Source organism: Agarivorans sp. QJM3NY_25, assembly GCF_050870875.2.
Lineage (GTDB): Bacteria > Pseudomonadota > Gammaproteobacteria > Enterobacterales > Celerinatantimonadaceae > Agarivorans.
In genome coordinates this window covers 4,328,037-4,343,033 of the sequence record NZ_CP194041.2, presented here as the reverse complement: position 1 = coordinate 4,343,033, position 14,997 = coordinate 4,328,037, and the positions used below count along the sequence as shown (strand labels likewise).

General features: G+C 47.9%; 13 protein-coding genes. 8 read left to right on the top strand and 5 right to left on the bottom strand.

Features of this window, described 5'->3' with window-relative positions:
• Positions 1-78 precede the first annotated feature (78 nt).
• The 4 genes from purH to soxR all read right to left on the bottom strand — a co-directional run bounded on the left by purH (position 79) and on the right by soxR (position 4,567).
• Positions 79-1,671 carry a bifunctional phosphoribosylaminoimidazolecarboxamide formyltransferase/IMP cyclohydrolase gene (gene purH / locus ACRRSW_RS19815; protein ID WP_432455838.1) on the bottom strand — a complete coding sequence of 531 codons (1,593 nt, stop codon included), beginning with the start codon at positions 1,669-1,671 and terminating at the stop codon, positions 79-81.
• A 263-nt stretch (positions 1,672-1,934) separates the two neighbouring features.
• Positions 1,935-3,677: a diguanylate cyclase gene (locus ACRRSW_RS19810; protein ID WP_432455839.1), complete on the bottom strand. Its 1,743-nt coding sequence runs from the start codon at positions 3,675-3,677 to the stop codon at positions 1,935-1,937.
• Positions 3,678-3,793: 116 nt separating this feature from the next.
• Positions 3,794-3,994, bottom strand: coding sequence for a DUF6435 family protein (locus ACRRSW_RS19805; RefSeq protein ID WP_432455841.1), 201 nt, complete (start codon positions 3,992-3,994; stop codon positions 3,794-3,796).
• A gap of 123 nt (positions 3,995-4,117) precedes the next feature.
• Entirely contained in the window at positions 4,118-4,567 is a 450-nt protein-coding gene (gene soxR, locus ACRRSW_RS19800; RefSeq protein WP_432455842.1) for a redox-sensitive transcriptional activator SoxR, read from the bottom strand.
• Between the two features lie 147 nt (positions 4,568-4,714).
• On the opposite strand from soxR, the gene ACRRSW_RS19795 reads away from it, so the two are divergent.
• The 3 genes from ACRRSW_RS19795 to ACRRSW_RS19785 all read left to right on the top strand — a co-directional run bounded on the left by ACRRSW_RS19795 (position 4,715) and on the right by ACRRSW_RS19785 (position 7,403).
• A complete protein-coding gene (locus ACRRSW_RS19795) occupies positions 4,715-5,131 on the top strand; it encodes a VOC family protein (RefSeq protein WP_432455843.1) in 417 nt (138 codons plus the stop codon).
• An 831-nt stretch (positions 5,132-5,962) separates the two neighbouring features.
• On the top strand, positions 5,963-6,370 hold the full coding sequence (gene zntR / locus ACRRSW_RS19790) for a Zn(2+)-responsive transcriptional regulator (RefSeq protein WP_432455845.1): 408 nt from the start codon (positions 5,963-5,965) through the stop codon (positions 6,368-6,370).
• Positions 6,357-7,403, top strand: a complete 1,047-nt coding sequence (locus ACRRSW_RS19785; protein WP_432455846.1) for an SO_0444 family Cu/Zn efflux transporter — start codon at positions 6,357-6,359, stop codon at positions 7,401-7,403. Before zntR ends, ACRRSW_RS19785 begins: the two co-directional genes overlap by 14 nt.
• A gap of 34 nt (positions 7,404-7,437) precedes the next feature.
• On the opposite strand, the gene ACRRSW_RS19780 is transcribed toward ACRRSW_RS19785, so the two are convergent.
• On the bottom strand, positions 7,438-7,848 hold the full coding sequence (locus tag ACRRSW_RS19780) for an META domain-containing protein (RefSeq protein ID WP_432460240.1): 411 nt from the start codon (positions 7,846-7,848) through the stop codon (positions 7,438-7,440).
• A 265-nt stretch (positions 7,849-8,113) separates the two neighbouring features.
• On the opposite strand from ACRRSW_RS19780, the gene udp reads away from it, so the two are divergent.
• From udp to ACRRSW_RS19755, 5 genes are all read left to right on the top strand, one after another.
• Complete coding sequence (gene udp, locus ACRRSW_RS19775) at positions 8,114-8,887, top strand: uridine phosphorylase (protein WP_432455848.1); 774 nt, start codon at positions 8,114-8,116, stop codon at positions 8,885-8,887.
• Between the two features lie 661 nt (positions 8,888-9,548).
• Positions 9,549-10,559, top strand: a complete 1,011-nt coding sequence (gene dgcN / locus ACRRSW_RS19770) for an N-acetyltransferase DgcN (RefSeq protein ID WP_432460239.1) — start codon at positions 9,549-9,551, stop codon at positions 10,557-10,559.
• Positions 10,552-11,529 carry an N-acetyl-D-Glu racemase DgcA gene (dgcA, locus tag ACRRSW_RS19765; protein ID WP_432455850.1) on the top strand — a complete coding sequence of 326 codons (978 nt, stop codon included), beginning with the start codon at positions 10,552-10,554 and terminating at the stop codon, positions 11,527-11,529. Before dgcN ends, dgcA begins: the two co-directional genes overlap by 8 nt.
• Positions 11,530-11,550: 21 nt before the next feature.
• Positions 11,551-13,389 carry an ABC transporter ATP-binding protein gene (locus ACRRSW_RS19760; protein ID WP_432455851.1) on the top strand — a complete coding sequence of 613 codons (1,839 nt, stop codon included), beginning with the start codon at positions 11,551-11,553 and terminating at the stop codon, positions 13,387-13,389.
• Positions 13,390-13,450: 61 nt separating this feature from the next.
• Complete coding sequence (locus ACRRSW_RS19755; RefSeq protein ID WP_432455852.1) at positions 13,451-14,995, top strand: glutathione ABC transporter substrate-binding protein; 1,545 nt, start codon at positions 13,451-13,453, stop codon at positions 14,993-14,995.
• The last annotated feature ends 2 nt before the right edge of the window (positions 14,996-14,997 follow it).

The following is a 14,997-nucleotide window of genomic DNA, read 5'->3' as shown; positions in this document are numbered from 1 at the left end:
TCCAATACTGAGCAAACCCGGCTTGGTCAGGCCAAGCCACAATATAAAACAGCCAGCGTAAGGCTGGCTGTTATTCGTTTAGTGGTAGAAGTGGCGCATGCCGGTGAATAGCATGGCCATGCCGTGTTCATCCGCAGCCGCGATGACTTCGTCATCACGCATTGAGCCACCGGGTTGAATGACGCAGGTGATGCCCGCTTCGGCAGCGGCATCGATGCCATCGCGGAACGGGAAGAAGGCATCGGATGCCATCACGCTTCCGGCGACTTCCAGATTTTCATCGGCGGCTTTAATACCAGCGATTTTAGCACTGTATACACGGCTCATTTGGCCAGCACCGACCCCAATCGTCATGTTCCCTTTGGCGTAAACGATGGCATTCGATTTCACGAATTTAGCCACTTTCCAGCAGAATAGCGCGTCACGTAGTTCTTCTGCTGAGGGTTGACGTTTGCTGACGACGCTTAGCTCTTCTTGACCGACCATGCCTTGATCGCGGTCTTGCACCAATAAACCACCATTTACCCGTTTCAGTTGTAAACCGGTGGTTTTAGTTGACCACTCGCCACATTGCAGCAGACGCACATTCTTCTTCGCGGCAACAATTTGTGCTGCTGCTTCAGAAACTTTAGGCGCAATGATCACTTCCACAAATTGGCGAGAGACAATGGCTTCGGCGGTATCGGCATCGAGTTCTCGGTTAAAAGCGATAATGCCACCAAAGGCTGAAGTTGGATCGGTTTGATAAGCGCGCTGGTAAGCTTGCAGAATGTCATCTCCTAAAGCAACGCCGCAAGGATTGGCGTGTTTCACGATGACACAACATGGCTCAGCAAATTCTTTTACACACTCAAGGGCGGCGTCTGTATCGGCGATGTTGTTGAATGACAAGGCTTTACCCTGTAGCTGAGTGGCAGTCGATACCGAGGCTTCTTCAATGTTTTTTTCTACATAAAAAGCGGCTGCTTGGTGGCTGTTTTCGCCATAGCGCATATCTTGCTTTTTAATGAATTGGCTATTAAATGTTCGTGGAAACTTACTTTCTTCATCACCTTCGGTGTTGTCGCCGTAGCTTGGGACCATGGTACCGAAGTAGTTTGCAATCATCCCGTCGTAGGCGGCGGTGTGTTCGAAAGCGGCAATGGCGAGGTCGAATCGAGTGGCTTGAGTTAACGATTTATCGTTATTAGCCATTTCTGCCAATACACGGTCGTAATCCGAAGCGTTCACCACGATGGTCACGTCTTTATGGTTTTTCGCTGCACTGCGCACCATGGTTGGTCCGCCAATGTCGATGTTTTCTACCGCATCGGCCAGGCTGCAATCTGGGTTTGCCACGGTTGCTGCAAATGGGTAAAGGTTGACCACCACCATATCAATGGCATTGATGTCGTGTTCAGCCATGACTTGGTCATCGGTGCCGCGTCGACCTAAAATGCCACCGTGTACTTTAGGATGGAGTGTTTTTACCCGTCCATCCATCATTTCTGGGAAGCCTGTGTAGTTTGAGACTTCAATCACGGCGATGCCGTTATCAGCCAGTAATTTAGCGGTGCCACCAGTAGATAAGATCTCTACGCCTTGGTGGGCTAAAGATCGAGAGAATTCGATGATGCCTGTTTTATCTGAAACACTGATCAGTGCACGTCGAATCGGTCGAGCGTTTTCCATTGGGGTTTTATCCTCATTAGCAGTTATGTGCGCTAGCGGTACAAGTTGCCCGAAAAATAAACAACTTAGGTTTGAGGCGCGCATTTTACAGGAAAAGTCTTAAGAATGTGCAATTTTTAGTAGATTAATCATCCGTAGGTAGCATTGTTTAGTCCTTATTTTTTATTGAAATTTATGTGAAAACAGCAACTTCGATTGCTGTTCAAGGTGGTGATTAATGGACGGATTGGTTTATTTTAGCTTGGGGGAGCCGCTCAGTTGCACTATTGGGGGAGTTTCAGGTGATAGCGATTACGTCCAGTTTGTTTACTGATGTACAGCGCTTGGTCAGCTAAACTCACAACTTTTTCAAGGCTGGTGTCGATGTTTTCTGCAATGGATACCCCAATACTGATGGTCAGCATGGTTTGATCTTCAACTAAAGTGAAATTATGGGGGATGGCAGCTTTACGGATGGCTTCAAGTAAGTTGTTCGCGGCAAGTGTGGCATATTGTTGATCGCTATTACTTAATATGGCGATAAATTCTTCGCCACCATAGCGTGCAATTAGATCCCCCGGACGTTTACAAATTTGGCTGTCGATTAGGGTTCTAGCGACAAGCTCCAGGCAAATATCGCCCGCGGGATGACCATAGTGATCGTTATATTGCTTAAAATGGTCGATGTCGATCAGCATAATAGTGATCGGATATCCATCGCGTTGTGCGCGGCGCCACTCACTATTTAAAAAAGTATCGGCGCAGCGTCGATTGGGGATGCCGGTGAGGCTATCAGTGATAGATACTTGCTCGAGTTCTTGGTAGGCGGCGCGCAGTTGCTGCTGAGCCGCCTCTAGGTTGGCGGTTCGTTGTTTAACCCTATCTTCTAATACCAGTTGGGCTTGATATAAGCTGCGCTTGCCGTTACGGAGGCTGATATACAGCAACATAAATAGGCTAAAAGTCACCACTAAAGAACTAATGATGCCAATTAATACGATGTTTTTGGTTCTACCATAAACGTTATATGCCTCGGATTTGTCGATTTCGGTGGCAAGGCCAAAGCCATAGTTGGCTTGCCAACTCCAAGCGCCTAATACCAATATACCTCGGTAGTCTCGGTAACCTTCTATATTGAAGTCCGTTTGCCCTCGAGTGGCGCTTTGTGCCATCAGTGTGAGTGGTAGTTTAGATAGTTTTTGGTCTCGCCTCTCCAAGATATTGCTACCGGGATCGGTGATTCGAATGGTGTTGATGGCACTTTGTGCGGGCGCTAACAAACCGACTCGATGAAGTTGCTCGTCGGAACGAGAATTTGAAAGCATTACACCATTTTGATCAAAGGCATAAGTTGCACCGCTGTCCCAGATGTTGCCAAGTTGGGTGATCGTATTAAAGTGTTTATGTTGATCGGCACCGATGATCAGAACGGCAATCACCTGTCGTTGTTCATCGAACACTGGTGAACAAAAGTAAATGTGACTTTGGGGGGCGCGCTCGGTTTTGACTGAGCCTGTGATAAAACGAGTTTCACCAGCTAATACCCGTTGTATCGCTTGTGAGCTTAATTCAAATAAAGGGTGGCGTGTGGTTTGCTGCGTGAGGTTCGAACTGAGGATTTGGCCATTGCGGCGCGTCAGCCAATAGTTCTGATCTTGATAACTTTCCATAATAAAACGCAGACTTTGTGCCAGCTGTTGTTCTGCTTTGGCAAACTGCGATGGACTAGGTTTACTGCGAGTGAAGGTCTGCGCAATGCTGCGCAGTGATTGAGAGCGGGTGATGTTATCTAATTCTGTCAGTCGGTGTTGTAGCCAAATATGCTGAGCTTGTTGGGTGGTATGCAGAGTGGTTAATAGAGATTTTTTTACCTTGTTTTTAATTTCACGATCAACATTGTTTAGCGCAGTAAATACAATGGCGAGGATCGCGAGGCTGAAAAAGGCTAATAAGGCAGCACCCAAGCCGAGCTTAACCACGTTGGGCTTCGTTCGCTTGTTGATAACTTGACTGACTTTATTTGGCATGTTCGTCGCTAATTTGGCCGGCGTTCATTAAGTATGGACGCCGACTCTGTTTAGCTCAAATTACTGATATTTAATAATTTTCCTGTCAATAGCCTGATGCTTTAATGATTTACTTGTCACTTTTCACTTGGTGTATTGGGCAACTGATTTTTCAACTCTAACTCTTTGATTTCTTTCCATAGTTGCTCCGCATCGGCACTTAGCATCGAATAGCTCATAATGTCGCCTCGTCTTTGCGCGAGCATTGCCGATTCCAGTAAAACATCATATTTTTTTCGTTTACGTTTCAATGGATTTACTTTTAAAAAATTAAACATAGTTACTCCTCGGTTAAAAGGAATAACGTTGCAAGTATTAAAAAAGTTCTTTGGGCATGCTTATTTTTATCGATAAAGGGCGCTTTTGATTCAAGCTGCGATTTTGGTCGCTATGGTGCAAGTTTATGCTCGGTCTAATAGAACAGGTCCTTGCGCTTGTTCAGCTAGGATGTCATCGGGATTGTAGAGCGGACAATTCTGCATGGAGAGGCAACCACAACCAATACAGCCGTTGAGAGAATCCCTAAGCTTTTCTAGTTGATGGATCCGTTGATTTAATTGTTGGCGCCAGACCTTTGACAGCTGCTGCCAGTCTTGTTTGGTTGGAGTGCGTTGATCGGGCAGGCTGGCGAGGGCCAGCTTAATGTCTTGTAAACTGATCCCCAATTTTTGTGCGGCTTTGATCACCGAGACCCGTCGTAGTACATCGGCCCGATAACGGCGTTGGTTGCCCTGGTTACGCCAACTTTGGATCAGCCCTTTACTTTCGTAAAAATGCAGTGTCGATATTTTCACGCCACAGCGTTTGGCGACAAAACCTACCGATAGGGCTTTTGGTGGAGTGCTGGTCATCGCTTTTCCTCAAATGAATATTGTTTGAGGATAAGAAAAAAACTCCTTTACCTCAAGTTAACTTGAGCTTTTATGCTAAACACAAATATCACCGAGTCGTCGATTCGCTGGTGTTCACAGCAATGATCAATAACGAAGGAAATCACAATGTATTTAGAACATTTGAATTTAGTGGTGAGCGATCTTGATGCTACGCTTAAGTTTTACGGGGCCGCTTTTCCCCACTGGTATATTAGAGGACAAGGTCATCAGTTATGGCATGGAACCCCAAGAAATTGGGTTCACTTTGGTGATGAAACGCATTACTTAACTTTTAACGATAGTGGTCGAGGGGAAAATCGGTCTTTGACAAGTAACCAACTGGGCTTGGCACATTTCGCTTTTGTTACCGATAATATCGAGGCGTTGAGCCAGCGTTTGCTGCAAGCTGGTTTTCCGATTCACAACCAGGGCGCGGCGACACAATATCGTAAAAATGTATACTTCCTAGATCCCGATGGTTTTGAGCTTGAATTTGTACAATATCTGTCCGATATTCCCGCAGAGCGAAATCAATATTTATAAATCTGTCAGCTGTGGGCGGAGACTCTCATCACTTGGTTTATTTGGATGATTTGTCTAGCCGTAGATGTAGGCTTAGCTGGCGGCAATTCTCGGTTGATTGCCTACATCCCAGACTAACTGAAATAAAATGCTATCGTCCTATGTGGCGTAAATATGAACTCTGTTTAAACACTAGAGTTTGGTATTGGCATTGCTTTATTTAGTATCAATGGTTTTTTAAATAAGCTCGGCAATGCTCGCCGGATTTTCCACGAACACTCAAATGTGGGGACGAGCCCCCTCTGATTGTGGCAAGGAATGTATTGGGTGCAGCCAGCCTACAGATATTACTTATATTCTTGTTTTCTGATAGCCAACTCCTAAGCCATGTAACTTTAGATACGATTCTTTTTATTATCTATCTGGGGCTATGTGGGCCGGAGTTGTTTACTTTCTTTATATGCTTCTCATATCGGAAACAGGCCAGTATGTACCTCACTCACCAACGATCTAGTCCCCACATTCGGTGTCTTGATCGGTGTTATCTTTGCTAACGAAAATGTGGCTCTGAATACTTGGATTGCCTTAGCATTGATACTAATTGCAGTGGCCCTTAATTAAGAGAAGGCAGCAAAGTAACAGCTTGAGCATGGTCACTCTGGCAGATATTTGTATGTGCCACTTTAGCTGGTGCACTAAAAGTCATCAACTTGCATCATATACTGTAATAAAATTATCCCGTCAGCAGGCTTAGACTCTGCATTGAACCAAGAGATTTTTATCATTCCAGAAAAAAAAGGTTGACCCTAAACCTAGCTATAGGGTTTATCCTGTAGTGAATGGGAGGTATTTATGTATCGGATCGGGGAATTAGCCAAGCTAAGTGGCTTAAGTGTCGAGGCCTTGCGTTTTTATGAGCGCAAGGGGCTACTGAAAACGCCCGCGCGCGAGGCCAACCAATATCGTATTTATAGTGAGACAGATGTAGCTCGATTGCGCTTTGTGCAGCGGGCAAAGCAATCTGGTTTATCAATTAAAGATATCGCTGAATTACTGAACCTGCGAGAGCGAGCCGAGCAGGTGAGTTGTCACGATGTGAGCGTCCTTATCGAACAAAAGTTGGTCAAGGTACAGCAGCAACTCGCTCAGCTACAGGCTTTTGAAGCGACTTTGCGCCAATTACATGAGACTTGTTGTGGTGGCAGTGAAAGTGCTGCCCAGTGTTCAATATTAAAGGCTTTAGAAGATGTTATTGACTAATTTTATTGGATTATTTCTAAGTGCTGCGCCTTGGTTATTACTAGGCTTTGTGATTGCCGCCAGCTTGAAACTGGGCTTACCGAGTCGTTGGTTGGCTAAGCATTTAGGTAATAACCGACCGAGTACAACAATAAAAGCAGCGTTTATTGGCGCGCCTTTGCCATTGTGCTCTTGTGGGGTGATCCCCGCTGCGCTGGGTCTACGCCGTGCTGGGGCTTCGAATAGTGCCACCACCTCTTTTCTAATCGCAACACCGGAAACTGGAGTTGATTCGGTGGCCATTTCCTATGCGCTGTTGGGGCCGGTGATGGCAATTATTCGTCCTATTGCGGCGATTGTGAGTGCCATCGTAGCGGGCCTTTTAGTTGGTAATAGTGAAGCTGGTCAAGCGCCAAAAACTGTGGTTAAGAGTTGCTGCAGCGGTGGTCAGTGCGCTAGTCAATCATCGCCCGCCGAGACTCCCACAGCAGACTGGCGTAGCAGTTTACGGCGCTGGGCAGATGCCTTGCTTGAGATGGTACGGGATAGCTACCTATGGTTGTTTGTGGGTTTGGCATTTGCTGCATTGATTCAAACTTATTTGCCAGAAAGCTTTATGACCCGGTGGGGGCAGGGGTGGGGCACCATGGTGGTGATGGTCTTAGTCGGGATCCCTATGTATATCTGCGCAACGGCCTCGACACCGATAGCCGCGGGCTTGATTATCGCTGGCATTTCACCGGGGGCAGCTTTGGTGTTTATGTTAGCCGGGCCAGCGACCAATATTGCAACGCTGATGTTAGTGCGCCAGGAGATGGGCATGCGAGCCTTGGTCGCCTATTTAAGTGGGGTGATTGTGACAGCGATGGCCTTTGGTTGGAGCCTGGATTGGGCTATTGGCTATTGGCATTGGCCGGTGGATCCGGTGGCTTGGCAACAACAACAGTTCATTGCCACCACTTGGGTACTCGCTAGCAGTAGTATGATTGCGGCACTGGTGGCTTATGCGAGTTGGCAAGACTTACGGCAAAGCTGGTTTAGAAAAAGGGCTTAACGAGTAAGCGAAGTGCTTCGCTTACTGATGGTGGTTAGGATTTGTTTGGAATGCGCTTAAATACCGCGCCATTAGTTAAGCGCAGTGTTTCGCCATCTCTGATGATTGGCTGCTCTACGGCTTGCATAAATTCCATTTCAATCTTGTTCAGAGGAGCAGCACAGATCATCCGTGTCATCGCAATCGGTTGGGTGAGGCTGAGTTGCTTGCCATCCCAACTTGCGCTGGCAAAAAAGTTATTGCAACCCGTGGTTCCAGAAATTTTGTAGCCTTGTTGGGTTTCTTCTAAGTGAAAGGCGGGCAGTTTGATATCGGCTATTTGGTAGTCGTCGGCGCTCATATACCAGCGGCTATTGGCCAAGTTCATATTTCCTTCCGATTGATGACTGACACAGCCACTTAAACCCAGTAATATCGCTACATAAATAACACGCAGATTTTTCATTGTTACTTCTCTGGCTAAAATAATTCTACTGATTGTAGAACAGCGGCTTATAGACATGCTAATGATTCATTTGTTTATGGTTTAAATCGGTGGATTGTTGCGTTTTAGATCAGCTTACAAAGGTGAAAGTTATTTCAACATAAGCGGTGATAATGAGCTGTTTTTAGCTTCACTTACAGCTAAATGCGAGATGTTTCACACTTATTCAGCAGTTCAGCCCCTATGCTCAGGGCATTAATTATTCGACTCAATTAGGGAAGTCAGCATGAATCAAGCCGCAAGTGTATTTCATTTAGGGTTAAACCCTGAGATGTTAAAAGGAGCCAGCTTGGCGATTATTCCCGGTGATCCTCAGCGGGTCGAGCGGATCGCTTCGTTATTAGATAATCCGCAGTTATTAGCCTCTCAGCGAGAATTTACCTCTTATCTGGGTGAATTGGATGGAACCCCCGTGGTGGTATGCTCCACCGGGATTGGTGGGCCTTCTACCTCTATAGCTGTGGAAGAGTTAGCACAATTAGGGGTGCGAACTTTTTTACGTGTGGGCACCACTGGCGCGATCCAGAACCACATCAATGTGGGGGACGTCATTGTCACCACGGCTTCGGTTCGTTTAGATGGCGCCAGCCAACATTTTGCGCCGATGACGTTTCCCGCCGTGGCCGATTTTTCGTGTATGCAAGCTTTGCATAGTGCAGCCTTAGAAGCCAAGGCAAACTGTCATGTGGGGGTTACTGCATCCAGCGATACCTTTTACCCGGGCCAAGAGCGCTACGACACTTTTTCTGGTCGAGTAACCAAAGCCTTGCAGGGTTCGATGGAAGAATGGCAAGCCATGGGGGTACTTAACTTTGAAATGGAGAGTGCGACCTTATTTACCATGTGTGCCTCGCAGGGTCTTAAGGCTGGCTGTGTTGCTGGGGTGATTGTGAATCGGACTCAACAAGAAATTCCCGATGAAAGCTTAATGAAAAACACCGAACATAAAGCGGTTAGTATTGTAGTAGAGGCCGCGCGTAAGTTACTCGCTACGGTTTAATACTTCAGCCGTTTGAAGACAGTCATTTGCGGCTTATTCAGCAAGGCCGAACCGATGCGATTGAGATCCATTGGGGGTTAAAACGATGAGCCACAAATGCGGCTTAAAGGTGGGCTCAGATCATTTGGGCCTTTCATCTTTGAGTGGAAGGCTAAGTTGTATTTGCTTCACTCACAGGGGCGCTATTTGTTACCACAATAAAAAACTCTCATCTGGAGCAACATCTGTTGCTTAAATGTTCACTAAGCCGAGTGTTCCTGCATATTGGTTTGCTTCTAAGTTCCACCGTAGAAACACCGCTAGTGGTATGTTCTTCACCATCGTGACATGTTTACAAGCCTCATTTTTGCAACACGCTGACTTGAACAATGGTCTGCATATGCTCGCCTAATCGTTTTCTGGCCACTCATTGGATGGCTCGGTTTAGCTCATCAATCTTCCTATGTATGCCGATAACAAGCGTCGATCCTGAACCAATTTTATAATTTGTAGCTCTTTTATTGAGCTCTGGTTTTCAGTTGGAGTTAGTCATTATGGGGGCTGTCGGTTGGCTATAACCTAAGGGTTATACCCTTGCCACATATTAGCATTCGTCATGGCCTTGAGGGCTATGGAACAATCAAATTCATTCAATGAGCAGCGTGATTGTGAGTGAACGAGAATGCAAATACCGCAACCCTATCTTTTATTTATTGGTGATGTTACCGACCCTTTGGCGGCGAAAACGGCACGAGGTATTTTTGCCTGGCGCCCCGAGCAATGTATTGGTCAATTGCGTTTAGCAAGTGCGACCGTCGCCTTAGACCTTCCCGATGTGAGCATCGAACAAGCGAAGAGCGCAGGCGCCAAAACCCTAGTTCTGGGAACTGCCAATGCGGGCGGATTTTTGCCTGAGCACTGGCAACAGACGATTCGCCAAGCGATTTGTGCCGGTATGAATGTGGCCAGTGGTTTACATCAGCGCTTAAACGATATTGCTGAATTACGGGACCTAGCCAAGACCCATCAGGTGCAGTTATTTGATGTGCGCCATAGTGAACAGGCGCTCCGGGTGGGGACTGGATTGCCACGGACTGGTCATCGTGTACTCACCGTGGGGACCGACTGTGCTGTTGGCAAGATGTATACCTCGTTGGCTTTAGAAAAAGCCATGCTTCAACTAGGAATGAAGGCGCAATTTCGTGCGACCGGTCAAACCGGGGTATTGGTTTCTGGTGAAGGTTTGTCGATTGATGCGGTGGTAGCCGATTTCATTTCCGGTGCGGTGGAACAAATCGCACCCGCGAACGAGCCGGATCACTGGGACATTATCGAAGGGCAGGGCTCGCTGTTTCACCCTTCTTATGCAGGCGTGAGCCTCGGTTTATTGCATGGCGCTCAACCACAGTGGTTGGTGATGTGCCATGAAATGGGGCGTCCTCACACGCGTCATCTGCCGCATCACCCCTTGGTCGACATCGCAGAATGTGTTGCTGAAAACCTACGAGTTGCCAAAGTCACCAGTCCTGAGATTCAACTCGCTGGTTTTGCGATTAATACTTCGCAGTTTTCGGACCAGGAAGCTCGAGAGTTCTGTCAGCAACTGAGTGAACGTTTTGGTGTGCCTGCGACCGATCCGGTGCGTTATGGGATTGACGATATCGCTTGTTACTTACGCAACGCTCATGAATAAATTGACTCGCAGCCTACAAATCGAGGTCGTGGAATTGCCGCTGGCGAAGCCCTTCGCGATTTCACGCGGAACTCGTAATGCCGTCACGGTGGTGAGAGTCGCCATCGAAGAAGGAGGCCTGATTGGCTTGGGGGAATGTACGCCCACAGCCCACTATCAGCAGTCGGCAGAAACCGTGGTGGCACAGTTAAAAGGAGTGCAAGCCGCAATTGAAGCGGGGGCGACTCGGCAACAGTTAGCCGATTTATTACCCCGAGGTTCGGCGAGAAATGCTCTTGATTGTGCATTATGGCGGCTAACTGCGGCTCAATCTGGCACTTCCCTATGGTCTTTGACTCAACGGGCTCAGCCTCGATTGATTGTGGCGGCCGAGACCTTAAGCCTCGCTTCGCTGGAGGCGATGGTGGAGGCCGCTCGTGAAGCCGTGGCTCGTGGCGCCAAACTACTAAAAATTAAGCTGGATGCTCAACAGGTCTTGGAAAAAGTGGCGGCAATTCGAGCGGTCGCTCCTCTCACGGTATTAATTATTGATGCTAACGAAGCTTGGGGCAGTCTGGATTTAGAGCCATTGCTGGTGGCGCTTCAATATCATCAGATTGCAATGGTTGAACAACCATTGCCCGCAGGGCAAGACCAAGCCTTAAGTAAGTTTCAGCATCCAATCCCGCTATGTGCCGACGAAAGTTGCCATGATCGTCACGACATTGCGGGGCTTAGTGGTCGTTATGAGCTGATTAATATCAAGCTGGATAAATGTGGCGGCCTCAGTGAAGCCTTGGCAATGGTTAAAGTTGCCCAGCGGCGAGAAATGGGGGTGATGGTGGGATGCATGTTGGGATCATCGCTGGCCATGGAAGCTGCATTGCCAGTGGCTACCGATGCTGAATTTGTCGACCTCGATGGCCCGCTTTGGTTAGCCGCCGATAGCGCGCCCCACTTAGTTTATCAAAATGGCTGTATATACCCGTAACACAATCAAGGAGTGATGAAGATGCCGCAAGCGAAGCAAACACCACCACTATTAAGTATTCAAGATCTCAGCGTTAGCTTTCGCAGTCGCAGTGGAAATCAGCAAGCTTTGAGCCGCGTTTCCTTTGAGTTATATCGAGGGGAAGTGGTGGCTGTGGTAGGAGAGAGTGGCTCCGGTAAGTCGGTGACCTCCTTATCGTTGATGGGTTTATTGGCCGATAACGCCGAGATAGAGCAAGGTAAAGTGATTTACCAACCACACCTGGATAAGCCTGGCTACGATCTACTGACCCTCGGTGAAGAACCGCGTCGCAAGTTACGAGGTCAATCTTTGGCAATGATTTTTCAAGAGCCAATGACCTCCTTAAATCCCGTGTTAAAGGTGGGGGATCAGCTCACCGAAGCGCTGCGTGATCATCAGCTATGCGATCAAAGCAGTGCTTATCAAAAAGCCTGTGAGTTATTACAGCGAGTACGGATTGCCGATGTGGAACGGGTGATGAAAAGCTATCCGCAATCGCTCTCTGGCGGCATGCGGCAACGGGTGATGATTGCGCAAGCACTGGCTTGTGACCCCAGTATCTTAATTGCCGACGAGCCAACCACCGCCTTAGATGTCACGGTGCAAGCGAGAATATTACAGATATTACGCGAGTTACAGCAGCAGCGAGATATGGCGGTGATGTTTATTACCCATGATATGGGGGTGGTGGCAGAAATCGCTGATCGGGTGGTGGTGATGCTACGCGGTAAAGTGGTTGAAACGGGTACGGTTGAACAAATTTTTAAGGCACCGCAGCATCCTTATACCCAGTCTTTGCTGGCCGCAGTGCCCAAATTGGGGGATATGAGTAAGCGCGCTTGGCCTGCTCGTTTCCCGATAGTTGGTGATGCCGCGCAGCAAGCCCCGGAAGATCACCGTACTGCAGACTATTCGCAAAAACCCTTACTGGATGTGCGAGGCCTAAAAGTCTATTACCCACTCCGTCATGGCTGGTTGTCTGCGGTGACTCACCATATTCATGCTGTTGAGCAAATTGACCTCAAAATATATCCCGGGGAAACCTTAGCCATCGTGGGGGAGAGCGGTTGTGGGAAGTCGACCACAGGTCGGGCTTTGTTGCGGCTGGTGGATGGTAATAGTGAAACGATTCATTTTCAGGGGAAAGAGATCTCCTTACTAAGCGATGCCGCCTTTAAGCCCTTGCGTCGTGAGATGCAGATGGTGTTTCAAGATCCCTATGCCTCGTTAAATCCTCGTTTAACGGTTGGTTTTACGATTGCTGAACCGCTGTTAATTCATGGCTTGGTCAAGTCATTGGCCGAAGCGACGCCTCAGGTAGAAGCCCTATTGGTGAGTGTTGGCCTTAAGGCTGAACATGCTCGTCGTTACCCACATGAGTTTTCCGGTGGACAGCGGCAACGGATAGCGATTGCCCGAGCCATGGCGCTGAAGCCGAAGGTGATTATAGCAGACGAGGCGGTATCGGCTTTAGATGTCTCGATTCAAGCTCAGGTGATCAATTTGATGATGGACTTGCAACAGCAAACTGGCGTGTCGTGGATTTTTATTTCTCACGATATGGCAGTGGTTGAACGTATCGCCAACCGAGTTGCAGTGATGTATTTGGGGCAAATTGTTGAGCAAGGGAGTCGCCAAGCGGTATTTAACAATCCTCAACACCCTTATACCCAACGTTTATTAGCTTCTGTTCCAGTTGCAGACCCGGCACGCCGAGGTTTGCGTCTGTTGGACGATACCGAATTGGCCCCTTCCCCGATGCGTCCGGTGGGCGCGGAAGTGGCCAAATTATGCTACCGAGAGGTAGTGCCACAACACTGGGTGGCTGAAGGATCTTAGTGAGGGAAAAACTGAGATTGTAGGTTGCTACTTGTTTGAATAATGAACGATCAGGAGAAATATGATGACACCACTAGTTCGCCATACTGCTGTGGCTTTGGGCTTAGCGCTAAGTTTAGGCTCTGTTGCCCATGCTGAGGACTTAAAAATTTCAATGTACGCCGATATTACCGGCCTCGACCCACATGATACCTCTGATAACGTCAGTTACTCGGTACAAAGTGGTATTTTTGAACGGCTCTTCCAATTTGACGCTAGCATGAAGTTAGTCTCCCAGTTGGCGACCAGTTACACCAGTAACGAGGATGCAACTGAGTTTGTGTTGCATTTGCGTCAAGGGGTGACCTTTCAGGATGGGACGGTTTTTGACGCGGCTGCGGTTAAGGCTAACTTGGAGCGTTTAGCCGATCAGTCGCTTGGGCTGAGAAGAAATAGCCTATTCAAAATGGTCAAGCAGGTGAATGTACTGTCACCAGATACCGTAAGTGTGGTGCTCAATCAATCCTTTGGTGCCTTTATCAATACCTTGGCTCACCCGTCTGCAGTGATGTGGAGCCCCGCAGTATTGGCTAAATATGACAAAGAAGCCGATTTGCGTAAACACCCTGTAGGGACTGGGCCGTTTGAGTTTAAAGACTGGCAACCGGGTAAAGAAGTTTTGTTAGTGAAAAACCAACATTACTGGAAGGCGGGTTGGCCAAAGGTCGACAGTGTGACTTTCTATCCAGCGCCGGAAGACGCCACCCGGGTCGCAGCGCTTAAATCGGGACAAGTCAATGCGATTTATCCTTTGCCTGCCGATTTGGTAAAAACCGTTGCTGACGATAGTCAATTAGCGGTACAGCGTGACCCAAGTATTTACATGTACTACATGGCGCTAAATACCCAGCATAAACCCTTGGCGAAGTTAAAAGTACGTCAAGCGATAAACTATGCAATCGATCGTCAACTGTGGTTAAAAGTTGGTTTTGCTGGAATGGGTGTGGCGGCACAATCGGTGATTGCACCTAATGTGCAGTTCTTCGCGAAGCAAAGCTCACCGGATTACAGCTATAAATTAAGTACTGCCAAACAACTACTCAAAGAAGCGGGTTACGCGGATGGTTTGAACTTAAAACTATGGGTATCGAATGCCACTGCCTCGGTTCGTAGCGCTCAGTTCTTAAAACAGCAGCTAGGCCAAGTCGGTATTAAAGTGACCGTAGTTCCGATGGACTCCGGTACTCGTAACGACAAGTTATGGAGTGTGAGTGATCCGAAGAAAGCCGAGTACGACCTCTACTATGGTGGCTGGTCGCCTTCAACGGGTGATGCCGATTGGGCGTTACGTCCACTATTTGCCACAGAATCTTGGGTCCCAACAGCCTATAACGTGTCTTACTACAGCAATGCCGCTGTGGACAAAGCCATCATGGGTGGATTAGAGACCGCTGATCCTGAGTTACGCGCCAAGGCTTATGCGTCTGCTCAGCAGCTAATTTGGCAGGATGCGCCAATTGCCTTTTTGGGCACCCCAGATAATTTAGTGGGTAAACAGAAAAACCTACAAGGGGTGTCGATGTTAGCCGATGGCTCGTTGTTGTTTGCACAAGCGCAGTATAAGTAAGA